The sequence below is a fragment of the Streptomyces erythrochromogenes genome (assembly GCF_040684695.1).
Lineage (GTDB): Bacteria > Actinomycetota > Actinomycetes > Streptomycetales > Streptomycetaceae > Streptomyces > Streptomyces erythrochromogenes_C.
Genome location: NZ_JBFBGM010000021.1, coordinates 85116 through 109101, shown reverse-complemented (window position 1 = coordinate 109101; position 23986 = coordinate 85116). Strand labels below are relative to the sequence as shown.

At 72.6% G+C, this 23986-nt stretch carries 21 protein-coding genes and 1 other RNA gene; 16 read left to right on the top strand and 6 right to left on the bottom strand.

Annotated features, from left to right (window positions below):
• The first annotated feature begins 373 nt into the window (after positions 1-373).
• Entirely contained in the window at positions 374-2155 is a 1782-nt protein-coding gene (locus tag AB0O53_RS27295; protein ID WP_365198953.1) for a serine/threonine-protein kinase, read from the top strand.
• 159 nt (positions 2156-2314) lie between these two features.
• Entirely contained in the window at positions 2315-3568 is a 1254-nt protein-coding gene (locus AB0O53_RS27290; protein WP_350999142.1) for a serine/threonine-protein kinase, read from the top strand.
• Positions 3569-3653: 85 nt separating this feature from the next.
• On the opposite strand, the gene AB0O53_RS27285 is transcribed toward AB0O53_RS27290, so the two are convergent.
• On the bottom strand, positions 3654-4655 hold the full coding sequence (locus AB0O53_RS27285) for an isopenicillin N synthase family dioxygenase (RefSeq protein ID WP_350999139.1): 1002 nt from the start codon (positions 4653-4655) through the stop codon (positions 3654-3656).
• Positions 4656-4970: 315 nt separating this feature from the next.
• Here AB0O53_RS27285 and prfB point away from each other — a divergent pair, with 315 nt between their 5' ends.
• Positions 4971-6080, top strand: coding sequence for a peptide chain release factor 2 (prfB, locus tag AB0O53_RS27280; RefSeq protein ID WP_350999137.1), 1110 nt, complete (start codon positions 4971-4973; stop codon positions 6078-6080).
• A 157-nt stretch (positions 6081-6237) separates the two neighbouring features.
• On the opposite strand, the gene AB0O53_RS27275 is transcribed toward prfB, so the two are convergent.
• A complete protein-coding gene (locus AB0O53_RS27275; protein WP_365198949.1) occupies positions 6238-6429 on the bottom strand; it encodes a hypothetical protein in 192 nt (63 codons plus the stop codon).
• A gap of 236 nt (positions 6430-6665) precedes the next feature.
• Between AB0O53_RS27275 and ftsE the strand changes: the two genes are divergently transcribed.
• The 5 genes from ftsE (at position 6666) to ssrA (ending at position 10582) form a co-directional block, all read left to right on the top strand.
• Positions 6666-7355: a cell division ATP-binding protein FtsE gene (gene ftsE / locus AB0O53_RS27270; RefSeq protein WP_030011324.1), complete on the top strand. Its 690-nt coding sequence runs from the start codon at positions 6666-6668 to the stop codon at positions 7353-7355.
• Positions 7356-7371: 16 nt separating this feature from the next.
• A complete protein-coding gene (gene ftsX, locus AB0O53_RS27265; RefSeq protein WP_350999134.1) occupies positions 7372-8334 on the top strand; it encodes a permease-like cell division protein FtsX in 963 nt (320 codons plus the stop codon).
• A 67-nt stretch (positions 8335-8401) separates the two neighbouring features.
• Positions 8402-9589 (top strand): S41 family peptidase, encoded by a 1188-nt coding sequence (locus tag AB0O53_RS27260; RefSeq protein WP_350999131.1) that lies wholly within the window; start codon positions 8402-8404, stop codon positions 9587-9589.
• 18 nt (positions 9590-9607) lie between these two features.
• Positions 9608-10093 carry an SsrA-binding protein SmpB gene (smpB, locus tag AB0O53_RS27255; RefSeq protein ID WP_350999128.1) on the top strand — a complete coding sequence of 162 codons (486 nt, stop codon included), beginning with the start codon at positions 9608-9610 and terminating at the stop codon, positions 10091-10093.
• Between the two features lie 100 nt (positions 10094-10193).
• Positions 10194-10582, top strand: a transfer-messenger RNA (tmRNA) gene (ssrA, locus tag AB0O53_RS27250).
• 95 nt (positions 10583-10677) lie between these two features.
• On the opposite strand, the gene AB0O53_RS27245 is transcribed toward ssrA, so the two are convergent.
• The 4 genes from AB0O53_RS27245 to AB0O53_RS27230 form a co-directional block, all read right to left on the bottom strand.
• Positions 10678-10941 (bottom strand): Txe/YoeB family addiction module toxin, encoded by a 264-nt coding sequence (locus AB0O53_RS27245; protein ID WP_350999125.1) that lies wholly within the window; start codon positions 10939-10941, stop codon positions 10678-10680.
• Positions 10938-11210, bottom strand: coding sequence for a type II toxin-antitoxin system Phd/YefM family antitoxin (locus AB0O53_RS27240; protein WP_350999122.1), 273 nt, complete (start codon positions 11208-11210; stop codon positions 10938-10940). Before AB0O53_RS27240 ends, AB0O53_RS27245 begins: the two co-directional genes overlap by 4 nt.
• 145 nt (positions 11211-11355) lie before the next feature.
• Positions 11356-12531: an SH3 domain-containing protein gene (locus AB0O53_RS27235; RefSeq protein WP_365198942.1), complete on the bottom strand. Its 1176-nt coding sequence runs from the start codon at positions 12529-12531 to the stop codon at positions 11356-11358.
• A gap of 47 nt (positions 12532-12578) precedes the next feature.
• Positions 12579-13895 carry an MFS transporter gene (locus AB0O53_RS27230; RefSeq protein WP_435886678.1) on the bottom strand — a complete coding sequence of 439 codons (1317 nt, stop codon included), beginning with the start codon at positions 13893-13895 and terminating at the stop codon, positions 12579-12581.
• Positions 13896-13988: 93 nt separating this feature from the next.
• Between AB0O53_RS27230 and AB0O53_RS27225 the strand changes: the two genes are divergently transcribed.
• The 8 genes from AB0O53_RS27225 to AB0O53_RS27190 all read left to right on the top strand — a co-directional run bounded on the left by AB0O53_RS27225 (position 13989) and on the right by AB0O53_RS27190 (position 23882).
• Positions 13989-14975 carry a LysR family transcriptional regulator gene (locus AB0O53_RS27225; protein WP_365198937.1) on the top strand — a complete coding sequence of 329 codons (987 nt, stop codon included), beginning with the start codon at positions 13989-13991 and terminating at the stop codon, positions 14973-14975.
• A 97-nt stretch (positions 14976-15072) separates the two neighbouring features.
• A complete protein-coding gene (locus tag AB0O53_RS27220; protein WP_365198935.1) occupies positions 15073-16440 on the top strand; it encodes a nitrate/nitrite transporter in 1368 nt (455 codons plus the stop codon).
• A gap of 96 nt (positions 16441-16536) precedes the next feature.
• Complete coding sequence (locus AB0O53_RS27215) at positions 16537-17715, top strand: uroporphyrinogen-III synthase (RefSeq protein WP_365198934.1); 1179 nt, start codon at positions 16537-16539, stop codon at positions 17713-17715.
• A gap of 9 nt (positions 17716-17724) precedes the next feature.
• Positions 17725-18273, top strand: coding sequence for a GNAT family N-acetyltransferase (locus AB0O53_RS27210; protein WP_365198932.1), 549 nt, complete (start codon positions 17725-17727; stop codon positions 18271-18273).
• A 124-nt stretch (positions 18274-18397) separates the two neighbouring features.
• Positions 18398-18958 (top strand): CGNR zinc finger domain-containing protein, encoded by a 561-nt coding sequence (locus tag AB0O53_RS27205; RefSeq protein ID WP_350999105.1) that lies wholly within the window; start codon positions 18398-18400, stop codon positions 18956-18958.
• Between the two features lie 103 nt (positions 18959-19061).
• Positions 19062-21380 (top strand): HelD family protein, encoded by a 2319-nt coding sequence (locus tag AB0O53_RS27200; protein WP_350999102.1) that lies wholly within the window; start codon positions 19062-19064, stop codon positions 21378-21380.
• A gap of 484 nt (positions 21381-21864) precedes the next feature.
• On the top strand, positions 21865-23301 hold the full coding sequence (locus tag AB0O53_RS27195) for an NAD-dependent malic enzyme (RefSeq protein WP_350999099.1): 1437 nt from the start codon (positions 21865-21867) through the stop codon (positions 23299-23301).
• A gap of 299 nt (positions 23302-23600) precedes the next feature.
• A complete protein-coding gene (locus AB0O53_RS27190) occupies positions 23601-23882 on the top strand; it encodes an HU family DNA-binding protein (protein WP_007264399.1) in 282 nt (93 codons plus the stop codon).
• Positions 23883-23986 lie beyond the last annotated feature (104 nt).

The window sequence follows — 23986 nt, the reverse complement described above, 5'->3', positions numbered from 1 at the left end:
CACGCGTGCCCGATCGCCCCCACCCGGCACGGACGCGTCGTCCGGTCAGGTCTGCCCGGAAGGCGGGCTCCCGTCCCGTGCCGTCCGTACGGGTGCATCCTCGCACCTGTCGCGGACAACACGCCCGGCACCCGGCAATAAATGATCTTGATCTGTCGCGGGCCGGGCAAGGGCCCGATCGAATCCGGACCGCGAGCGGGGGAAAGAAGGGGAAAATCGCCCCCGGCATACCCCGAAAACGTCACCCTCCGTACATATGTGCGGCAACCAACCTCGGCGGACCGGCGTCTTCCGGGGGGACACCCCCTAGAGTGGGCCGGAAAAACCACTCGACGGATCGACCACAGCAGACGACAGCAGGGGAGCGCGAGACGTGCGGCCAGTCGGCAGTAAATACCTGCTCGAGGAGCCGCTCGGGCGCGGCGCCACGGGCACCGTCTGGCGTGCCCGCCAGAGGGAGACCGCCGGCGCCGAGGCGGCCGTCGCGGGACAGCCCGGCGAGACCGTGGCCATCAAGGTCCTCAAGGAGGAGCTGGCCCAGGACGCCGACATCGTCATGCGCTTCCTGCGGGAGCGCTCGGTCCTGTTGCGCCTGACCCACCCCAACATCGTGCGCACCCGCGACCTCGTCGTCGAGGGCGACCTCCTCGCCCTGGTCATGGACCTGATCGAGGGCCCGGACCTGCACCGGTACCTGCGCGCGAACGGCCCCTTCACCCCCGTCGCCGCGAGCCTGCTGACCGCCCAGATCGCGGACGCGCTCGCCGCCAGCCACGCCGACGGCGTGGTGCACCGCGACCTCAAGCCGGCCAACGTGCTGCTCGACGAGCGCGGCGGGCAGATGAAGCCGATGCTCACCGACTTCGGCATCGCCCGCCTCGCGGACTCCCCGGGACTGACCCGCACGCACGAGTTCGTCGGCACCCCGGCCTACGTCGCCCCCGAGTCGGCCGAGGGCCGCCCGCAGACCTCCGCCGTCGACATCTACGGCGCTGGCATCCTGCTCTACGAACTGCTCACCGGCCGGCCGCCGTTCGCCGGCGGCACCGCGCTCGAAGTGCTCCACCGCCATCTCAGCGAGGAGCCGCAGCGCCCCTCGACCGTGCCCGAGCCGCTGTGGACGGTCATCGAGCGCTGCCTGCGCAAGGAGCCCGGCGAGCGCCCCAGCGCCGTGAGCCTGGCCCGCGGCCTGCGCGTGGTCGCCTCCGGCATCGGCGTGCACTCCACGGCCGCCGAGGTGGAGGCCGCGCTCGGCGTGGGCGCCCTCCTCGCGCCGGACCCCTCGCCGGCCCCGGTCCCCGAGACCCCCGGCGCCGCCGACCCCACCCAGGTGCTGCCGTCCGGGGCGGGGTCCCCGGCGGGCGCCTACGACCCGAACGCCATGACCAGCGTCATGCCGCCGGTCGGCGCCGCCGACGCCACCTCGGTGCTGCCCTCCACCGCGGGCCCCGGGGCCGACCCGACCTCGGTCATGCCGCCCGTGCAGCAGCCGGACGCCCCCCACCCGTGGCAGACGCAGATGGCGGCCGCCCGCGACCGCAACGAGCAGACGCAGATCCAGTACCTCGCCCCCGAGGACGACCCGCTGCGCCGCCGCCCGCAGCGCCAGGCGCCCCCGCCGCCGCAGCACCGGCCCCAGCAGCCGCAGCAGTACCGGCAGTCCCCGCCGCCGCAGCAGCAGTACCAGCAGCCGCAGCAGCCCCAGTACCGCCAGCCCCAGCAGCCTCCGCAGCAGCAGTACGCGCCGCCGCCCCCGCCGCCGCAGCACTACCAGCCGCAGCAGCGTCAGCCCCAGCAGTACCAGCAGCCGCAGCAGGCCCCGCAGCAGCCGCAGTACCGCCAGCCGCAGCAGCCCCAGCAGGCACCGCCGCAGCCCCCGGCCCCCCGGGAGCCGCGCGAGCCGCGCCGCCGCAGCGCCAACCCGGTCCGGATCCCCGGCCTCGGCTGCCTCAAGGGCTGCCTCGTGCTGATCCTGGTCTTCTTCGTGGCGGGCTGGCTGATCTGGGAGCTGACCCCGCTCCAGGAGTGGGTCGGCACCGGCAAGGGATGGTGGGACCAGGTGTGGAGCTGGGGCAGCGGCGTCGTCGACTGGGTCACCGCGATCGGCGACTCGGCGGGTTCGGGCTCCTCGGGTTCCGGCTCCGGCACCCCCTGAACCGGGGCCGGTAGCGCCGACTTCGTGGATTTGTCGACATCCGGGGCGTGATTTCGCCCGCAGAAGTGAAGGTCGTCGCGAATCGGGCCCCCTGCTGGCCTCCGAAGCCCATCGGGCCGCGTAGCTTTGGGGCGTACGCCAGCCACTGAGGGAGCAGTCGTGGCACGGAAAATCGGCAGCCGGTACACCGCGCACCAGATCCTCGGGCGCGGCAGCGCGGGCACGGTGTGGCTGGGCGAGGGGCCTGACGGGCCCGTCGCCGTCAAACTCCTGCGCGAGGACCTCGCGTCGGACCAGGAACTGGTCGGACGCTTCGTCCAGGAGCGCAGCGCCCTGCTCGGCCTGGAGCATCCGCACGTCGTCTCCGTCCGCGACCTCGTCGTGGACGGCAACGACCTCGCCCTCGTCATGGACCTCGTCCGCGGTACGGACCTGCGCACGCGGCTCGACCGCGAGCGCCGGCTGGCCCCCGAGGCGGCCGTGGCGATCGTCGCGGACGTGGCCGACGCGCTGGCCGCGGCGCATGCGGCGGGTGTCGTGCACCGGGACGTCAAGCCGGAGAACGTCCTGCTGGACATGCAGGGTCCGCTCGGCCCCGGCGGCTCGCACCCGGCCCTGCTGACCGACTTCGGCGTCGCCAAGCTGATCGACTCCCCGCGGCGGGCCCCCGCGGGGAGGGCCACCGCCCCGACGACCCGGATCATCGGCACCCCGGACTACCTGGCGCCGGAGATCGTGGAGGGCCTGCCCCCGCGCGCGGCCGTGGACATATACGCCCTGGCCACCGTCCTGTACGAGCTGCTGGCCGGATTCACGCCCTTCGGCGGCGGCCACCCGGGCGCGGTCCTGCGGCGGCACGTGACGGAGACGGTCGTCCCGCTGCCGGGCATCCCCGACGAACTGTGGCAGCTGATGGTGCAGTGCCTGGCCAAGGCCCCGGCCTCGCGGCTGCGGGCCTCGGAGCTCTCGGTCCGCCTGCGGGACCTGCTGCCGATGCTGGCCGGGATGCCGCCGCTGGACGTGGACGAGCCGGACGACGCGGAACCGGAGCCCGCGGTCTCCGAGGAGCCCTCCGCCGCCCCGGTGCGGCGGCGCAGCGTGGTCCCGCTGGTGCCCGGGTCGGCGACCGACTCCAACCGGGACACCCACACCTCGATGCGGGTGCCCGGGCCGGACGAGCTGGCGGGCGGGGCGCTGGGTACGGCCCGTGTGCCGCGTCCGGCCGGCGGGCACCGGCCCGGCTCGGCCCGGCACCGCGCCGAGGCCGCGCGCAAGCGGCGCCTGACCCTCTCCGCGGTCGCCGTGGCCCTGGCCGCCGCCGTCGGACTGGGCGGCTGGCTGGCGTTCTCGGGCGACGACCCGGAGCCCCGGCCCCAGGACAACAAGCAGCAGTCCGTCCCCCGGGTGCCGTAGCGGGTGCCTCGGCGGGTGCCGCGCCGCGGTTCGGGGGCCCTGCCCCCGAACCTCCGATCGGCGGACGTGCCCCGCCCGGGAGGGGCTAGGCCGGGACGAGTTCCGGGTGCCAGCGGCGTGCGACGGCCGGGTGGGCGCGGACCCATCCCTTCAGCTCGTTGCGGCCGTATTCGGCGTGCAGCGGGTTCGACGCGTCGTGCGCGACGCCGGGCGCCGCGCGCAGGTAGTCGCCCGGCACGGTCTCCACCACGGCGTCCAGCCGCGGGTTGTAGAAGAACGGCACCGAGAAGCGCTCCACCGCCCCGGGCGGGCTGACCACCCGGTGGTCGGTCGCCGTCAGGTACCCCTCGGTCGCGATCTCCAGCAGCTCGCCCAGGTTCACCACGAAGGCCCCCGGCATCGGCGGCACGTCCACGTAGCCGCCGTCCCGGACCACCTGCAGGCCCCCCACCGAGTCCTGCAGCAGGAGCGTGAGGAAGCCGTAGTCCTTGTGCGCCCCGACGCCCTGGTCGGCGCCGGACGGGGCCGATCCGGGATAGCGGATCAGCTTGGTGTGCAGGTGGGGGCGGTCGGCGAAGGCCTCGTCGAAGAAGTCGGCCGGGGCGCCGATGGAGACCAGGAGCTCCTGGAGCAGGCGGTGCGCGACCGCCGCCAGCCGGGTCTGCCAGTCCAGGACCACCGTGCGCAGCTCGGGGAGGGCGGCCGGCCACTGGTTCGGGCCCTCCAGCCACAGGTACGCCGGGTCGTCCGGGCCCACGGCCGGCGCGGGCCGCTCCGCGCCCACGTCCAGCTGGTCGCGCCAGTCCGAGGCCCCGCCGGTCAGCTCGTGCCCGATCCGGGTGTAGCCGCGGAAGTGCGGGGAGTTCAGGTTGCTCACGGCGAGCCGGTCGGCCTCCGGGAGGGCGAAGAAGGTCCGGGTGACCTCCAGGATGCGGGCGCTCTCGGCGGCGGTCACGCCGTGCCCGGTCAGGTGCAGGAAACCGGTGTCCCTGGCTGCTGCGTGCAGCTTCTTCAGGAAATCGGCCCGCTGGGCCGGGTCGTCGGCCTGGGAGAGGTCCAGGACGGGGAGAGAGTGCGCGGACGGCATGACGGCTCCGTTTCGGATGTCACGGGGTCCTGTTCCCCAGAGGTGGCGGGGCAGCGGGTGGGGCGGGGCCGCCGGCAGGGATGGTGCCGGCGGCCGCTCGGGCCGCGTACAGGACCAAGTCGGATCGGTGTGGATCAGGCTTGGGTTCGGTCCGGCGGCTGACAGCTCGTCGTCGTGACGCGCATGTAGTCCACATGGCGGCGCTTGACGAGGAGAACGGTCATACGGTGAGCGTACGCCCGTGCGAGCCATCATCAGAACGGGTGATCCGGCCTGCCCGGACGGGCCCGGCCCCGGACCGGCTACGCTGGACCCGTGGCAGTCGTCGATGTTTCCGAAGAGCTGAAGTCCCTCTCCTCGACCATGGGGTCGATCGAGGCCGTCCTGGACCTCGACAAGCTGAGGGCAGATATCGCCGTGCTCGAGGAGCAGGCCGCCGCGCCGTCCCTGTGGGACGACCCGGACGCCGCCCAGAAGATCACGAGCAAGCTTTCGCACCTCCAGGCGGAGGTCCGCAAGGCCGAGACCCTGCGCGGGCGCATCGACGACCTCGGGGTGCTCTTCGAGCTCGCCCAGGAGATGGACGACGCCGACACCCTCGCCGAGGCCGAGACCGAGCTCGCGTCCGTGCGCAAGGCACTGGACGAGATGGAGGTCCGGACCCTGCTCTCCGGCGAGTACGCCGAGCGCGAGGCCCTGGTCAACATCCGTGCCGAGGCCGGCGGCGTCGACGCCTCCGACTTCGCCGAGCGCCTCCAGCGCATGTACCTGCGCTGGGCCGAGCGCCACGGCTACTCCACCGAGATCTACGAGACCTCGTACGCGGAAGAGGCCGGCATCAAGTCGACCACCTTCGTCGTCAAGGCCCCGTACGCCTACGGCACCCTCTCCGTCGAGCAGGGCACCCACCGCCTCGTGCGCATCTCGCCCTTCGACAACCAGGGCCGCCGCCAGACCTCCTTCGCGGGCGTCGAGGTGCTCCCGGTCGTCGAGACCAGCGACCACGTCGAGATCGACGAGTCCGAGCTGCGCGTCGACGTCTACCGCGCCTCCGGCCCCGGCGGCCAGGGCGTCAACACCACCGACTCGGCCGTGCGCATCACGCACATCCCGACCGGCATCGTCGTCTCCTGCCAGAACGAGCGCTCGCAGATCCAGAACAAGGCCAGCGCCATGAACGTCCTCCAGGCCAAGCTGCTGGAGCGGCGCCGCCAGGAGGAGCAGGCCAGGATGGACGCCCTCAAGGACGGCGGAAGCTCCTGGGGCAACCAGATGCGCTCCTACGTCCTGCACCCGTACCAGATGGTCAAGGACCTGCGGACGGAGTTCGAGGTCGGCAACCCGCAGGCGGTCCTCGACGGCGAGATCGACGGCTTCCTGGAGGCCGGAATCCGCTGGCGCAAGCAGCAGGAGCAGACCGCGTAAGGCGCTCCGCGGCGCACGCACGCAGTGCGGCGCCCGCACGGAACACGGGAAGGGCCCGGACACCACGAGGTGTCCGGGCCCTTCCGCTCGACTGTGATCGGTACGCGGCGCGGGCACCGACGAGTACCGGCGCCGGGTCCCGCCCGGACAGCGCCTCCTAGGCGGTCTGCTGGGCCACCAGCACCAGAGCTGCCACGAGGACCACCATGAGCACGATGAGCGTCACGGGGTTCAGGCCGGAGAAGGGGCCCTCCTGCTGGAGGCGCTCCCGGTTCGCCCGGCACACCGGGCAGCGGCCCTGGCTGACGGGTGCGGCGCAGTTCGCGCACACGAGCCGGTCATATGTCATGCGCTCCTCCTCTCGTCCCCTCGGTCTTCCTTCTTGCCTAACGGCACGGGGAACCGGAGCGTTCCCCCTACCACTGTGCCAGCTTCGCCGACATTCGGCGCGGCCCGTCCGGGCAATCGCGGTCCGGACCCTCCCGGACCAGGGGATAAAGCGGACAACTCCGGATGCCGGGTCCCCACCTCGCGCCCGTTCGCGTATGGTCACGCACACCTACTCCCGGCGACCGTGGTGCACCCGTGATCCGATTCGACAGCGTCTCCAAGTCCTACCCGAAGCAGAGCCGTCCCGCACTCAGAGAAGTCTCCCTCGACATCGCGAAGGGCGAGTTCGTCTTCCTGGTCGGCTCGTCCGGCTCCGGCAAGTCCACGTTCCTGCGCCTGATCCTGCGCGAGGAGCGGGCGAGCCACGGCCAGGTGCACGTCCTGGGCAAGGACCTCGCCAAGCTCTCCAACTGGAAGGTCCCGCAGATGCGGCGCCAGCTGGGGACCGTCTTCCAGGACTTCCGCCTGCTGCCCAACAAGACGGTGGCCGAGAACGTGGCCTTCGCCCAGGAGGTCATCGGCAAGCCCCGGGGCGAGATCCGCAAGGCCGTCCCGCAGGTCCTCGAACTGGTCGGCCTGGGCGGCAAGGAAGAGCGCATGCCCGGCGAGCTCTCCGGCGGTGAGCAGCAGCGCGTGGCCATCGCCCGCGCCTTCGTCAACCGCCCGGCGCTGCTGATCGCGGACGAGCCCACCGGCAACCTCGACCCCCAGACCTCCGTCGGGATCATGAAGCTGCTGGACCGGATCAACCGGACCGGCACCACCGTGATCATGGCGACGCACGACCAGCAGATCGTCGACCAGATGCGCAAGCGCGTCATCGAACTCGAACAGGGCCGACTCGTGCGCGACCAGTCGCGCGGCGTCTACGGCTACCAGCACTGAAAGGCCCCCCAGAGTCATGCGCGCCCAGTTCGTCATGTCCGAGATCGGCGTCGGCCTCCGCCGCAATCTCACCATGACCTTCGCGGTCATCATCTCGGTGGCCCTGTCACTGGCCCTGTTCGGCGGCTCCCTGCTCATGAGCGAGCAGGTGGGCAGGATGAAGGGCTACTGGTACGACAAGGCCAACGTCTCGATCTACCTCTGCAACAAGCAGGACGCCCAGGAGGCCGGCGAGGCCGCCGCCAACACCGCGGGCGGCGGCGCGGGCGGCGTGGCCACCTGCCGCAAGGGCGCCGTGACCGAAGAGCAGAAGAAGCAGATCGAGACCGAGCTCAAGGCGATGTCCCTGGTCAAGTCGGTCACCTACGAGTCGGCCGACGAGGCGTACAAGCACTACCAGGAGCAGTACGGGCACACCGCCCTGGCCTCCTCCATCACCCCCGACCAGATGCAGGAGTCCTTCCGGGTCAAGCTCAAGAACCCGGAGAAGTACAAGGTGGTCACCTCCGCCTTCGCGGGCCGCGACGGCATCCACACCGTCGACGACCAGCGCCAGGCGATCGACGACCTCTTCCGGATCCTCAACTACCTCAACATGGCCGCCGTGGGCATCATGGCGATCATGCTGATCGTGGCGCTGCTGCTGATCGTCAACACCGTGCGCGTCTCGGCGTTCAGCCGCAGGCGGGAGACCGGGATCATGCGGCTCGTGGGCGCGTCCAGCTTCTACATCCAGGTCCCCTTCATCATGGAGGCCGCCGTCGCCGGGCTCATCGGCGCGCTCTTCGCCTGCGCCATGCTCGTCTCCGGCCAGTACTTCGTGATCGACCACGGCGTCGGCCTGCGCGACAAGATCCAGCTCATCGACTTCATGGGCTGGGGATCGGTGCTGGCCAAGCTCCCGTACGTGCTCTTCATCGGCCTCCTGATGCCCTCCATGGCCGCCTTCATCGCCCTGCGCAAGTACCTGAAGGTGTGACAAGCGCCCCGCGAGCGGTACGGCCAACCATCCGTACCGGCGCGGGGCTTGTCCTAGACTCGGCGCCATGCTGGGCTTGCCGAGTGTCCCCGCCTTCTGTCTCCGGCCCCGTGACCCACGTCGCGGGGCCGTTTTGACGTTAACGTTCGTCGCCGTCGTCGCCGTCGGCGCGTTCACCGGCTGCTGGGACCGCGAGGAGGGCGCCGCGGCCGCCGCACCCGCGGACGCCTCCGCGCCCGGCGCCCCGCGCGCGCCGGGCACCGCCGACCGCGAGGCGGTCGCCCGCGCCGCCGCCGAGGCCGTCGCCGAGGGCAAGTCCGGCAAGAAGGCCGCGCAGGAGGTCGTCAGCCGCAGCGGCGACCGCTGGGGCACGGTCTACGACCGGGGCGAGTACGCCGCCTTCGCCGAGGGCCTCGACGGGCACTGGACCGGTGTCGGGGTCTGGGCCGTGCGCGCCCGGGACGGCATGATCAACGTCGACGGGGTGCAGCCCGGCAGCCCGGCCGCCCGGGCCGGCCTGCGCGCCGGGGACCGGCTGCTGAGCGTCGACGGGCACGCCGTGACCGGACTGGCCGTGGCCGACGTGGTCGCGCTGCTGCGCGGCACCGCCGGGACCCCCGTCGTGCTGAACCTGAGCCGGGACGGCTCCGACCTCACCGAGACCGTCCTGCGCGAGCGGCTGAGCGCCGAGCCGGTGACCGTACGGCAGCTCGCCGGCGACGTCACCGTCGTCAAGGTCACCTCCTTCACCCGCGGTTCCGGCGAGCGGGTCAGGGCGGCCGTCCGCGCGGCCCCGGCCGGCGGCGGGGTCGTGCTCGACCTGCGCGGCAACCGCGGCGGGCTCGTGGACGAGGCCGTCACGGCCGCCTCGGCCTTCCTGGACGGCGGGCTCGTGGCGACGTACGACGTACGGGGCGAGCAGCGCGTCCTGAACGCTGCCCCGGGCGGGGACACGACCCGACCGCTGGTGACCCTCGTCGACGGCGGCACGATGAGCGCCGCCGAACTGGTCACGGGCGCCCTCCAGGACCGCGGCCGGGCGGTGGCGGTGGGCAGCAGGACCTTCGGCAAGGGCTCGGTGCAGATGCCGACCGAGCTCCCGGACGGCTCGGTGGCCGAGCTGACCGTGGGCACGTACCGCACACCGGCGGGCCGCAGCCTCGACGGCGCCGGCATCACCCCCGACGTACCGGGGGGCGAGTGGGCCGAGGAGCGGGCCGTCACGGTATTGGGTGGCCTCGGGGTGGGTCCGTAGTGCGAAAATGACCGCACTATGGCTAAGGAAAAAGGGCGCAAGCTGATCGCCCAGAACAAGAAGGCGCGGCACGACTACACGATCCTCGACACCTACGAGTGCGGTCTCGTGCTCACCGGTACCGAGGTCAAGTCCCTGCGCCAGGGCCGGGCCTCGCTGGTGGACGGCTTCGTGTCGGTGGAGAGCCGGGAGGCCTGGCTCTACAACGTGCACGTGCCGGAGTACAGCCAGGGCACCTGGACGAACCACAGCGCCCGGCGCAAGCGCAAGCTCCTCATGCACCGGGAGGAGATCGACAAGCTGGAGCGCAAGGCGGAGGAGTCGGGTCACACGATCGTGCCCCTCGCCCTGTACTTCAAGGACGGCCGCGCGAAGGTCGAGATCGCCCTGGCGAAGGGCAAGAAGGAGTACGACAAGCGGCAGACGATGCGCGAGAAGCAGGACACCCGCGAGACGAACCGGGTGATCTCGGCCATCCGTCGCAAGCAGCGCGGCACGGTTTAATCGCCTGGCACGCGGTGGTCCACTTCGCGTACCATGGCGTCAGCACCGCCCCCCGGGGTGGAGCACATTGTGCAGTACCTAACTGAACAGCGTGAAACATGGGGATGATCGGTTTCGACAGCGGATGTCGATGCAGGGGAAGCGAGCCGAGGAAGCGGCAATGATCTCGCTAACCACATGTCGCAAAAAATAATCGCCAACTCCAAGAGCGATAACTCCCGCTTCACCCTCGCTGCCTAATAACAGTGAGCTGAAGCCTCTGTGAGGAGCGTCAGCCCGGAAGTGGTCCCGGTCCGGATCCTGGCGTCAACTAGGGATCTAAACCTCTAGCCCCGGTCACGGGGGCCGGAGGGAAATCAAACAGTGACTGAGCCCGTCGGAGACTTGTCCGTGTGATCTCCGGGGCCGAGAAAAGCGCAGCGGACTGCGCTCGGAGAAGCCCTGCTTCTGCACCGTTGGACGCGGGTTCGATTCCCGCCATCTCCACTCATCCCATGTGGGCGAAGGCCCCCGGCCGCGACGTCAGTCGCGGCCGGGGGCCTTCGGCTTTCCCGCGCTGCTCGGGTCGACGAGATGGCGATACGTCAGTCCGAGTAGTGGTAGCGGGCCTTGAGGATCTTCACTTCTTTGTCGTCGGCTCGGTAGACCAGTCGGTGTTCGTCGTCGATCCGGCGGGACCAGTAGCCCGTCAAGTCGCCCTTGAGCGGTTCGGGCTTGCCGATGCCGGCGAACGGGGACCGCTGGATCTCCTGGATCAGGCGGGTGATCCGCTTGGCCATCTTGCGGTCCGCCCCGAGCCAGAAGAGGAAGTCCTCCCAGGCGCCCGGGTCGAAATGGACACTCCTCACTCGTCACCGGCCAGGTTCTGGAGCTCCTCCATGCTCTTTACTACGCTCGCGGCACCTTCCTTGTCGCGTGCGACGGCTTCCATCAGCCGGCGGGCGTTCGCGGGGGAGCGCAGCAGGTAGACCGTCTCCTGCCAGGAGTCGTAGTCGGCGGCCGACATGAGCACCGCGTCACCGCTCTTGGAGCTGATGCGTACGGGGACGTGGTCATCGTTGACGCGTTCGATAAGGGGGAACAGCGTCTTGCGGGCCTCGCTGGCGCTTATGGGCATCTGCCGCCTCCATTCGGAATGGTACGGGGTTATGGTACCGCTGGCGTACCGGAATGTGGTACCGGAAGGCTGACCTGGGCGTGGGCGCACGGCGACGGGCCCCCCGGCCGTGGGCCGGGGGGCCCGGGTCAGGCGGGGGTGGGGGTCAGCAGAAGGGGACCTTGTTGAGGTTCAGGGCGTAGCGGGCGGCGATCCAGCCGGAGCCGTCGGCGAGCTTGTACCAGATCGAATTGCCGTCGACCTTCTCGCCGTTGACCTTGCACTGGAGCTTGACGACCGTGCCGGTCGGGATCTTGCCCTGCTGCTTGTAGTGGGTGCCGGGGCCGGAGCGGACTCCGAGGCCCTTGCCGGGGCTGACGATCTTGGCCTTCGGCTTCGCCTCGGGCTTCTCGTGGTGGCCGCCGCCGCACTTGCAGTCGCCGGGCTTCCCGGGCCTGCCCGTGTCGCCCTTCGGGCCCTTGGGGCCCTGCGGGCCGGCCGGGCCCGGCTTGCCGGGGTGGCCCTTGGGGCCCTGGGGGCCTGCGGGGCCGGGCTTGCCCGTGTGGCCCTTCGGGCCCTGTGGGCCGGGCTTGCCGGTGTCGCCCTTGAGGCCCTTGGGGCCCTGCGGGCCGCGCGGACCCGCGGGGCCGGTGTCGCCCTTCGGGCCGTTCGCCGGTCCGGGCTCGCCCTTCGGGCCCTGGGGCCCGGCGGGGCCCGGCTTGCCTTCGGGGCCCTTCGGGCCCCGCTTGCCGGTGTCTCCCTTGTCCCCCTTGTCGCCCTTCTCTCCCTTGGGGCCGGGGCGCCCGGGCTTGCCGTGGTGGCCCGGCTTGCCGTCGTCGCCCTTGTCGCCCTTGGGGCCGGTCACCGGGGTGGCGACCGCGAACAGCGCGGGCGCCGCCTCGTCCGTCGACCACTCGCCGCCGTGCAGCGTGGTGCCCTGCGGCGCGTCCGCGTCCACCCGCAGGGCGACGCCCAGCCGGGTCTGCTCGTTCGAGGGGAAGACGAAGCCGGCGCGGTCCCCGGCGTCGCACGTCAGCCGGCGCGCGTCGGCCGAGCGCGTGCACGGGAGCGAGGAGCGCTGCCCGTCCCAGTAGAAGCGGGCCTCGGGGAAGGTCGTACGGTCCGGCGCGGTGATCCGGAAGGTGCTGCTCACGGCCTGGTCGGACCCGTTGGCGGCCGCGATGACGACGCGGCCCGTCCCGCCGGGGGCGATCGAGGGGACGTACGGCTGGAAGAACCGGATGTTCGAGGAGTCGGCGGCGGCCGCCACGGCCGGTGCCAGGCAGGCGGCGGTGACGGCTGCGACGAACAGGGCCGCGGGCACGGAACGGGAAGCAGGCACGGGTAGTTCCTCCGCACAGGGAAGGGCGCTGGGGAAAGCACCCCCAGTTATTGCGGATCGTGACCGGCGGTCGTGCGTACCACGCGGGAATGATCACTCGGCCGCCGGATCGATCGGCCTGTCAGGGCGATCGCCAGCGCGATCAGCGCGGCCGTCGCCGGTACCGCGTACGCGGCGACCGGACCCGCGTCCTCCACCACCCGGCCGGCGCTCGCGGCGCCGACCGCGATGCCCGCGAAGACGGCGGTGACCGCCAGGGTCATGCCCTCGTTCAGCCGCCCCTCGGGGGTGCGGGCCTGGACCTGCGCCATCGCCGTGACCATCGCCGGGGCCGTGGCCATGCCGGCCAGCAGCAGGGCGCCCGCTAGGACGGTCACGGAGCCGGTGGCCGCCGCGGCCCACGGGAGGGTCATCGCGAGGGCCAGGGCGCACACGCAGGCCCTCAACGACCGGGCGCGCACGGTGCCGTAGAGCAGGCCGGCCGCGCAGGAGCCCGCCGCCTGCACGGCCAGCACCAGGCCGGACGCGGCGCCCAGGCCCTGGGCGTCGAGGTGGGCGATCGAGGCGACCTCCATCGAGCCGAAGACCACGCCCGTGACGAGGAAGAGCGGCAGCAGCGGCCCCAGCGCGCGCAGCGGGGACCCGCGCCGCGGCGCCGCCGACACGGGGGGCTGGGTGGCGCGGCAGGAGGTGAAGACCAGCATGCCCGTGAGCAGCAGGACGGCCCCGGCCAGGGTGCCGGCCTCCGGGAAGAGCACGCCGCACAGGAAGGCCGCCAGGACCGGCCCGAGCATGAAGCACAGCTCGTCCGCCGCCTGTTCGAAGGACATCGCCGTGTGGTGGGCGGCGGGGGAGTCGCGCAGCAGGTGCGTCCAGCGGGCGCGGGACATGCCGCCGATGTTGGGGGTGGTGGCGGTCGCGGCGTACGAGGCGAAGAGCGTCCAGGCGGGCGCGCCGCTGCGGACGCAGGCGACCAGGGACAGCGAGCCGAGGACCGCGATCAGGGTCGCCGGGACGGCGATCCGGGCCTGGCCGTGCCGGTCGATCAGCCGGGCGGTCAGGGGAGCCACCACCGCCGTGGCCGCCAGGCCGGTCGCCGTGACCGCGCCGGCGAGCGCGTACGAGCCCCGCTGGCCGGCGATCATCATGACCGCGCTGACCCCGAACATGCCCATCGGCAGGCGTGCGACGAGGTTGCCGGCGGTGAACCCCCGGGTGCCGGGCAGGGCGAACAGCCGGCGGTAGGGGCCGGGTGCCCGCCCGGCGGCACGGCGAGCGGCCGCGGGGGAGGCGGACGGCGAGGAGGACGGGGAGGCGGAGGGGGAAGTGCCGGTGATCACGAGAGTGCTGCCGGTGACGGTCATGAGGGGCATGGGTCCACCCTCGGCCGGGGCGGTGTGCGGCGTCCAACACCTGTTCCGGGGCCATTCACCCGTTCCCGTTGTTAGTCTCCGGGGGTGAATCCCCGTGATGTGGAACCCCGGCTCCTGCGCGGGTTCGTCGCCGTGGCCGAGGAGCTGCACTTCACCCGTGCCGCCACCCGCCTGTACGTCGCCCAGCAGGCGCTGAGCAGGGACGTCCGGCGCCTCGAACAGACCCTGGCGGCCACCCTGTTCCTCCGCACCACCCGCGCCGTCGAGCTCACCGCCGACGGGCACCGCCTGCTGCCCCTGGCCCGGCGCGTCCTGCGCGCCCACGAGGAGCTCGCCGCTGCCTTCACAGCCGGGGCCGCGGCCGGCGCGGCACCCCGCCCGCTGCTGGTCGACCTGAACACCGACGGCCCCGGCACCGCGCGCACCGTACTGGAACGCGCCCGCGAACTCGCCCCCGACTGCGAGCTGATGGCCCGCTTCGAGAGCGGGCTCACCCACGCCGCCGCCGAGGTCGCGGCCGGCCGGCTCGACGTCGCCTTCGGGTACGCCGACGGGCTCGACCCCGTACTGCGGGCGCCGCTCGCGCAGCGCCCCGTACGGTACGAGCCGCTCGCCGTGCTGCTGCCCGAGGGGCACCCGCTGGCCGCGGGGGAGTCCGTACCGCTGGACGCGCTGGCCGGGGAGACCGTGTACGCGGGCGCCGGGAACCCGCGCACGCTGGAGTGGACGGGTCTGGCGCGCGAGCTGTTCGCCGGGCGGGGCATCCTGATGGCGCCGCCCGCGCCGGTCGCCATGGGCATGGACGAATTCCGCCGGGTCATGGTCAAGACCGGCAATCCGGTGCTGGCGACCGTGGGCTTCCTCCAGATGCCGGGGTGCGTGAAGCTGCCGCTGACCGATCCGGTGCCGCTGTCGCCGCTGTCGATGGTGTGGCGCAAGGGATTCGGCCACCCCGGGCTCGATGCCCTGCAGGCCGCGGCCGCCGGGCTGGCCGCCGAGCGGGGCTGGCTCGTGCCGCCGGCCGGGAGCTGGCTGCCCGCCCCGCTCACACACGGTCCCGGCGGCGGGTGAGAGCAAGGTTTCCCGGCGGTCATCCGGCGGGGACCGGGGCCGAAACGCGCCCTTCCTACCGTCGTTCCCACGGACGCGACAGCTGTGGAGGCGTGTGATGACCGGTACCGCACCGCGCAAGCGGGGCCGCTGGATCGAGCAGTGGGATCCCGAGGACGAGACCTTCTGGAAGGAGACCGGGGAGCGGGTCGCCCGCCGCAACCTGCTGTACTCCGTGCTCTCCGAGCACATCGGATTCTCCATCTGGTCCCTCTGGTCCGTGATGGTGCTCTTCATGGGCCCGCAGTACGGCATCGACCCGGCCGGGAAGTTCTTCCTGATCGCGACGGCCACCTTCGTGGGCGCCCTCGTGCGCGTGCCGTACACCTTCGCCGTCGCCCGCTTCGGCGGCCGGAACTGGACGGTCTTCAGCGCGCTGCTGCTGCTCGCCCCGACGGTCGCCGCGATCGTCGTGATGGAGCCGGGGACCTCCTACGGGACCTTCCTGCTCGTCGCCGCCCTCACCGGCGTCGGCGGCGGCAACTTCGCCTCCTCCATGACCAACATCAACGCCTTCTTCCCGCTGCGGAAGAAGGGCTGGGCGCTCGGCCTGAACGCCGGCGGCGGCAACATCGGCGTGCCCGTCGTCCAGCTGGCGGGCCTGCTCGTCATCGCCACCGCCGGGGCCGGCCACCCGCGGCTGCTGCTGGGCGCCTACATCCCGCTGATCGTGATCGCCGCGGTGCTGGCCGCCGTACGGATGGACAACCTCGCGCCCGTCCGCAACGACACCGGCGCGGTCCGCGATGCCCTGAAGGACGCGCACACCTGGATCATGGCCTTCCTCTACATCGGGACGTTCGGGTCCTTCATCGGCTACAGCTTCGCCTTCGGACTGGTCCTGCAGACCCAGTTCGGGCGCACCCCGCTCCAGGCCGCCTCCCTGACCTTCGTCGGACCGCTGCTCGGCTCGCTGATCCGGCCGGTGGGCGGGGCGCTCGCGGACCGGTTCGGAGGGGCCCGCATCACCCTGGGCACCTTCGTGGCGATGGCCGCGGCGACCGGGGTGGTCGTGTTCGCCTCGCAGCGGTCCTCGCTCCCGGTCTTCCTCGTCGGGTTCGTCGCCCTGTTCGTCCTGAGCGGGCTCGGCAACGGCTCGACGTACAAGATGATCCCGGGCATCTTCCAGGCCAAGGCCCTGGCGCGCGGGATGAGCGGCGAGGACGCGGCGGCGTACGGGCGGCGGCTCTCCGGCGCCTCCATGGGACTGATCGGCGCGGTCGGCGCGCTCGGCGGCCTGGGCATCAACCTGGTCTTCCGCGAGGCGTTCCGCACCTCCGGATCCGGTACGACGGCCTTCGCCACCTTCCTCGGCTTCTACGCCCTGTGCTGCGCGGTCACGTGGGCGGTATACCTTCGCCGCCCGGCGGCCCCGGTGCTCCACACGGCCGAGGCCCCGGTGAAACCCCAGCTCACGTCGGTGTAACCGGAGCGAAATACGGGTGAACCGAGTCCGACACGCCGAGTTGGCAGGCTCGGTCCGGCCGTACCGCCCCCCCCATGCGTCAGTAGGCAGGTCACGATGGACGACAGGAACTCCCGCCCACTCGCAGGCTTCACCGTCGGGGTCACCGCCGCCCGGCGCGCGGACGAGCTCATCGCGCTGCTGCGCCGGCGCGGGGCGTCGGTGCTGCACGCGCCGGCCCTGCGGATCGTCCCGCTCGCCGACGACAGCGAACTGCTCGCCGCCACCAAGGAACTGATCGGCTGCCCGCCGGACGTGGTCGTCGCCACCACCGCCATCGGCTTCCGCGGCTGGGTCGAGGCCGCCGACGGGTGGGGGGTCGGCGAGGAACTCCTGGAGACGCTGCGCTCCACCGAACTGCTGGCGCGCGGCCCGAAGGTGAAGGGCGCCATCCGGGCCGCCGGGCTCGTGGAGGAGTGGTCCCCGCAGTCGGAATCGCTCGCCGAGGTACTGGACCGGCTGCTGTCCGACGGGGTCGACGGCCGGCGGATCGCGCTCCAGCTGCACGGGGAGCCGCTGCCCGGCTTCGTCGAGGCGCTGCGGGCCGGCGGGGCCGAGGTGGTGGTGGTCCCGGTGTACCGGTGGATGCCCCCGGAGGACCTCGCACCGCTGGACCGGCTGCTGGACGCGGTCGTCGCCGGCGCGGTGGACGCCGTCAGCTTCACCTCGGCCCCGGCGGCGGCCTCGCTGCTGTCCCGGGCCGGCGAGCGGGGCATGCGGGAGGCCGTGCTGGACGCGCTGCGCGGCGGGCCGCTGTCCGCGTGCGTCGGGCCGGTGACGGCGCTGCCGCTGCAGGCGCTCGGCGTGGACACGGTCCAGCCGGAACGGTTCCGGCTCGGCCCGCTGGTGCAGCTGCTCTGCCAGGAGCTGCCCGGCCGGGCGCGCGTACTGCCGGTGGCCGGGCACCGGATGGAGATCCGCGGGCACGCGGTCCTCCTCGACGCGGAACTGCGGCCGGTGCCGCCCGCCGGGATGGCCCTGCTGCGGTCCCTCGCCCGACGGCCGGGCTGGGTGGTGGCCCGCGCTGAACTGCTGCGGGCGCTGCCGGGCGCGGGCCGCGACGAGCACGCCGTGGAGACGGCGATGGCCCGGCTGAGGGCGGCGCTGGGGGCGCCGAACCTCATCCAGACGGTGGTCAAGCGCGGCTACCGGCTGTCGCTGGACGCGGGCGGCGCCGATGCGTACGGGGAGCTCCCGCAGGACGTGGCGGTGACGGTCAGGGGCGTCCTGGGCTAGCGTGCCCGGATGATCATTGACGGCGTGGAGATGAGGGGCGTCGCACTGGACGACGCCGCGGGACTGGCCGAGGCGTTCGCGCGGAACCGGGTGAACATGGCGCCGACCGAGCCGGCCCGGTCCGACGCCTTCTACACCGAGGCGGGGCAGCGGGAGCGGATCGGGCAGCAGCTGGAGTCCCGGGACGCCGGGCGGCTGCTGCCGTACGTGTTCGTGGACCTGGCGAGCGGCGCGGCGCTGGGGACCATCAACCTGGGCAACATCCAGCGCGGGCCGCTGAGCAGCGGCGGGCTCGGCTACTGGGTCGACGAGGCCTGCAGCGGCAAGGGGCTGGCCACGGCCGGCGCCGAGGAGGTCTGCCGGATCGCCCGCGAGGAGCTGGGGCTGCACCGGGTCGAGGCCGGGACCCTGGTCGACAACCTGGCCTCGCAGCGGGTGCTGGCGAAGGCGGGCTTCGAGCAGTACGGCTTGGCGCCGCGCTACCTGCACATCGACGGCGCCTGGCGCGACCACTGCCTCTTCCAGCGGATCCTGCACGACGACCCTCCGGCCGCCTAGCCGATTCGGCTCCTGCCCGGAACAGGCGGCCCCTGCCGCCGGAGGCACCGGTTCGGGGGCTTCCCCCGCGGGCGGCGGACGGGCACTCTGGGGAGGCGCCCGACGACGCGAGGCGGTGACGGACATGCGGTTCGACTCCGGGCGGGTCTGCCTGGACCTGGTGGCCACCTTCGCCCCGCACGAGGGGATCCCGGACGGCGACGAGCTGCGGCTGTGGCTCGCCGGGGCCGGGCTCGTGCCCGACCGGACCCCGCTGGCCCGGGTCGGCCCCGACTGGGCCGCGGCCTTCCGCGCACTGCGCGCCGACGTGGAGAGCCTCGTACGGGCGGAGCTGTCCGGGACCGACCCCGACGAGGGCGCCCTGGCCCGGGTCAACGCGCTGGCCGCCGGACCACCCCCGGGGCTGTGCGCCGTACGGGACCAGGAAGGCCACCTCGTGCGGGAGTTGTGCGGCGGAGTGGAATGCGGAGCGCTGCTCGCCGCCGTCGCCCGGGACGCCGTCGAGCTGCTGACCGACCCCGGCGACCGCGCCCTGCTGCGGGCCTGCGCCGGCGACGGCTGCACCCGCGTCTACCTGGACACCTCGCGCGGCCACCGCCGCCGGTGGTGTTCCAGCGAGCTGTGCGGCAACCGCGAACGCGTCGCCCGCCACCGCCGACGGCTCCTGGCGTCCGGATCCCGGTAGTCCGCGTATCACTGAGCGAGACCCGTTCCGGAACGGGCGTGCGCACAGGGGGCCGGTTCGCGTACGGTTGACGGTCGCCCATGCACGTCAGAAGGGGGCCTTGGTGGCCGCGCAGGATGCCGCTGTCGACAGCACGGCGGACTCCGTCCGCGATCGGGAGATCGCGGTCGAGCAGACGCATCTCGACCAGGTGTACCGACGCCTCGAGGAGAAGATCCACGAGGCCGAGTTCCTCATGAACGACGCCGCCCAGCGCGGCCAGGTCGGCACGCCCGGAGCCCTGGCCGAGCGCGACGCGCAGGTCTTCCGGGCGGGCATCCACCTGAACCGGCTGAACAACGAGTTCGAGGACTTCCTCTTCGGCCGCATCGACCTGGTCCTCGGCAAGGACGGGGAGCGCGGCCCGGACGGCGCGTACACCTCCGTCGAGCCCGCCGACGAGGCGATCCGCGAGGACCTCACCGCCGACATCGCCGAGACGCTGCACATCGGCCGCATAGGAGTCCTCGACTCCGACTACGCGCCGCTGGTCATCGACTGGCGCGCGCCGGCCGCCGCGCCCTTCTACCGCTCCACGCCCAAGGACCCGGGCCGCGTCGTGCGCCGCCGCGTCATCCGCTCCAAGGGCCGCAGGGTGCTCGGCGTCGAGGACGACCTGATGCGCCCCGAGGTCACCGCCTTCCTCGACGGCCGCGAGCTGCCCGCCATCGGCGACGGCGCGCTCATGGCCGCGCTCGGGCGGGCCCGTACGCACTCCATGCGCGACATCGTCTCCTCCATCCAGGCCGAGCAGGACCTCGTCATCCGGGCCCCCGCCGCCTCCGTCGCCGAGGTCGCGGGCGGCCCCGGCACCGGCAAGACCGCCGTCGCCCTGCACCGCGCCGCCTACCTGCTCTACCAGGACCGGCGCCGCTACTCCGGCGGCATCCTCATCGTCTCCCCGACCCCGCTGCTCGTCGCGTACACCGAGGGCGTGCTGCCCTCCCTCGGCGAGGAGGGCCAGGTCGCCATCCGGGCGCTCGGCTCGCTGGTCGACGGCGCCGAGGCGACCACGTACGACGACCCGGCCGTGGCCCGGATCAAGGGCTCCTCCCGGATGCGGTCGGTCCTGCGCAAGGCCGTGCGCGGCACCCTGGAGCTCGGCGACGAGCGGGGCCCGGCGCCCGACCGGCTGCGCGTGGTGGCCTTCGGCCGCCGCCAGGAGCTGGAGGCCGACGAACTCAACCGGATCCGGCAGAACGTGCTCGGCGGCACCGCGCCCGTGAACCTGCTGCGCCCGCGCGCCCGCAAGCTGCTGCTCGACGCCCTGTACGCGAAGACCGGCGCCTCCGGCCGGCACAGCGACCCGGAACTCGCGGCCGAGCTGCGCTCCGCCTTCGACGAGGACATCTCCACCGAGGACGCCTTCATCGGCTTCCTGAACGCCTGGTGGCCCGAGCTGACCCCGCGGCGGGTGCTCGCGGCGATGGCCGACGAGCGCAGGCTCGGCCGCTGGTCGCGCCGCGACCTGAACTCCCGCGAGACCCGCCAGCTGGCCCGCTCGCTGCGCCGGGTCGGCGCGGACGGCAGGGGTCCCCTGTCGGTGCACGACGTGGCGCTGCTCGACGAGCTCCAGCAGCTCCTCGGCGCCCCCGCCCGGCCGAAGCGGAAGCGGGAGATGGACCCCCTCGACCAGCTCAGCGGGCTGGAGGAGCTGATGCCGACCCGCGAGGAGACCCAGTGGGAGCGGGCCGAGCGGCTCGCGGCGGAGCGCACCGAGTACGCGCACGTCATCGTGGACGAGGCCCAGGACCTGACGCCGATGCAGTGGCGGATGGTGGGCCGCCGGGGCCGGCACGGCACCTGGACGGTCGTCGGCGACCCGGCGCAGTCCTCGTGGACGGATCCGGAGGAGGCGGCCGCCGCCCGCGACGAGGCCCTGGGGTCCCGGCCGCGCCGGCGCTTCACCCTCACGGTCAACTACCGCAACCCGGCCGAGGTCGCCGAGGTCGCCTCGCGGGTGCTGCGCCTGGCGATGCCCGGCATGGAGCCGCCGACGGCGGTGCGTTCCACGGGGCTCCGGCCGCGGTTCACGGCCGCCGAGGGCGACCTGGGCGCCACCGTGCGGGAGGAGACCCGGCGGCTGCTGGAGCAGGTGGACGGCACCGTGGGCGTGGTCGTGGCCATGGACCGGCGTGCGGAGGCCGCGGGCTGGCTCGCCGACCTGGGCGAACGGGCCGTGGCGCTGGGCAGCCTGGAGGCCAAGGGCCTGGAGTACGACGCCACGGTGGTCGTCTCCCCGGCGGAGATCGCGGAGGAGTCCCCGGCGGGCCTGCGGGTGCTGTACGTGGCGCTGACGCGCGCCACGCAGCAGCTGACGGTGGTCTGCGCCGAAGCGGACAAGCCGGACGCGGACGGCGTCCCCGAGCTGCTGCTGCCGTAGCCGGCGCCCGGGTGGCCCCGCGGTCCCGTACGGGCCCCGCGGGCCGCTCGGGGCCGCGTACGGCCGTATGGGCCGCGGCCAGGCGCGTGGTCCCCGCAACCCGTCCCCGAGCAGGGGGATCACATTCGGCGATCCTTTGTTAGCCTGGGTACGGCACCGACTCGATCCAAGCCCCCGGGCCCAACCTTCGTCGCTCAGAGCGACCACTTGCCGCGAGGCGAGCATGGCGGGTCGGTGTCATCAACGTAGAAAAAACCAGGTCCGCGCTCCCCACCTGTGGGGGGCGCGGACCTGTTTCGTATGACCCCACCATTCCGGAGCCCCCTGGAATCTCGTATGGTGGAAGAGTCTTTCCGAAATTTGTAGCTGGTTACCTTGTACCGGCTGGTAGGTGGGACGATCGGACAACAGGTCCTGCCGCACCTGCTGCGGAGTGGGGGCCCTGTGTGTTAAGCGAACCAGGGACAGAAGAGGAAACACGGCCATGGCAACGGCGCCCAGCGTCTCGTATTCGATGACGGTCCGCCTGGAAGTGCCCGCGAGCGGAACCGCGGTCTCCCAGCTCACCACCGCCGTGGAGTCCTCCGGCGGCTCGGTCACCGGCCTCGACGTGACCGCGTCGGGCCACGAGAAGCTGCGGATCGACGTCACGATCGCCGCGACCTCCACCGCGCACGCGGACGAGATCGTGGAGAAGCTGCGCGGCATCGAGGGCGTCAGCCTCGGCAAGGTCTCCGACCGTACGTTCCTGATGCACCTCGGCGGCAAGATCGAGATGTCGTCGAAGCACCCCATCCGCAACCGTGACGACCTCTCGATGATCTACACCCCGGGCGTCGCCCGCGTGTGCACCGCCATCGCCGAGAACCCCGAGGACGCGCGCCGCCTCACCATCAAGCGCAACTCCGTCGCAGTCGTGACGGACGGCTCCGCCGTGCTGGGCCTGGGCAACATCGGCCCGATGGCCGCGCTGCCCGTCATGGAGGGCAAGGCGGCCCTCTTCAAGCGCTTCGCCGGCATCGACGCCTGGCCGATCTGCCTCGACACCCAGGATTCCGACGAGATCGTCGCCATCGTCAAGGCCATCGCCCCGGGCTTCGCCGGCATCAACCTGGAGGACATCTCCGCGCCGCGCTGCTTCGAGATCGAGGCCCGGCTGCGCGAGGCCCTCGACATCCCCGTCTTCCACGACGACCAGCACGGCACCGCGATCGTCGTGCTCGCGGCCCTCACCAACGCACTGCGCGTGGTGGGCAAGGCAGTTGAGGACGTCAAGGTCGTCATGTCGGGCGCCGGCGCGGCCGGTACCGCCATCCTCAAGCTGCTCCTCGCGGCGGGCGTGAAGAACGCCGTCAGCGCCGACATCCACGGTGTCGTGCACGCGGGCCGCCCCGACCTCGTCGACGCGGCGGCGGACTCCCCGCTGCGCTGGATCGCCGACAACACCAACCCCGAGGGCTACACCGGCACTCTGAAGGAGGCCGTGGTCGGCGCCGACGTCTTCATCGGCGTCTCGGCCCCGAACGTGCTGTCCGGCGAGGACGTCGCCGCCATGGCGGAAGGCGCCATCGTGTTCGCGCTCGCGAACCCGGACCCCGAGGTGGACCCGGCCGTGGCCCGCCAGACGGCCGCCGTGGTCGCCACCGGCCGCTCCGACTTCCCGAACCAGATCAACAACGTGCTCGTCTTCCCGGGTGTCTTCCGCGGTCTGCTGGACGCCCAGTCCCGCACCGTGAACACCAGCATGATGCTCGCCGCCGCGACCGCGCTGGCGGACGTCGTCGGCGAGGACGAGCTGAACGCGAACTACATCATCCCGTCGGTGTTCAACGACAAGGTCGCCGGCGCGGTGGCCGGAGCCGTCCGCAAGGCCGCCTCGGCCGCCCAGGACGCGTCTGTGACGGGCCTCACGGCTCCCTGATCCCCGGCGCGTCGCGAGATGCGGGCCCGCCGGGCCGCCTCTAGGGTTGCGGGGATGCCAATGAACTCCGCCGTCCGCATCCCCGGGTGCGGACGGAGCGTCACCGGGGCGTGACTGTGGCGCTTTTCGTGTGACCCCGGCGGGTGCCGGATTGGCTTTCCCGCCGCTGGTGGGGGCAGGATGCGTAACCGGGCGAGAGGGTCTGACGTTCAGACCCGGGTCCGGGGACTGTCCTAGGGCCCTGGCAGCATCGGCTTCGATCTCACGCCTCTAAGGCAAGTTGAACACGGGAGTACAACATGAACCGCAGTGAGCTGGTGGCCGCTCTGTCCGAGCGCGCCGAGGTGACCCGCAAGGACGCCGACGCCGTTCTGGCCGCGCTCGCCGAGACCGTCGGCGAGATTGTCGCCAAGGGCGACGAGAAGGTCACCATCCCCGGCTTCCTGACCTTCGAGCGCACCCACCGTGCCGCTCGCACCGCGCGCAACCCGCAGACCGGCGACCCCATCCAGATCCCGGCCGGCTACAGCGTGAAGGTCTCCGCGGGCTCCAAGCTCAAGGAAGCCGCCAAGGGCAAGTAAGTCCTGCCCCGGCGCCGGGGGCCGCACAGGCCTCTGGAACGTCGAGCACAGCAGAGACGCAGCAGTACGTAGAACGGTGAAGGGCGGCCACCCCGGGCGGGGCG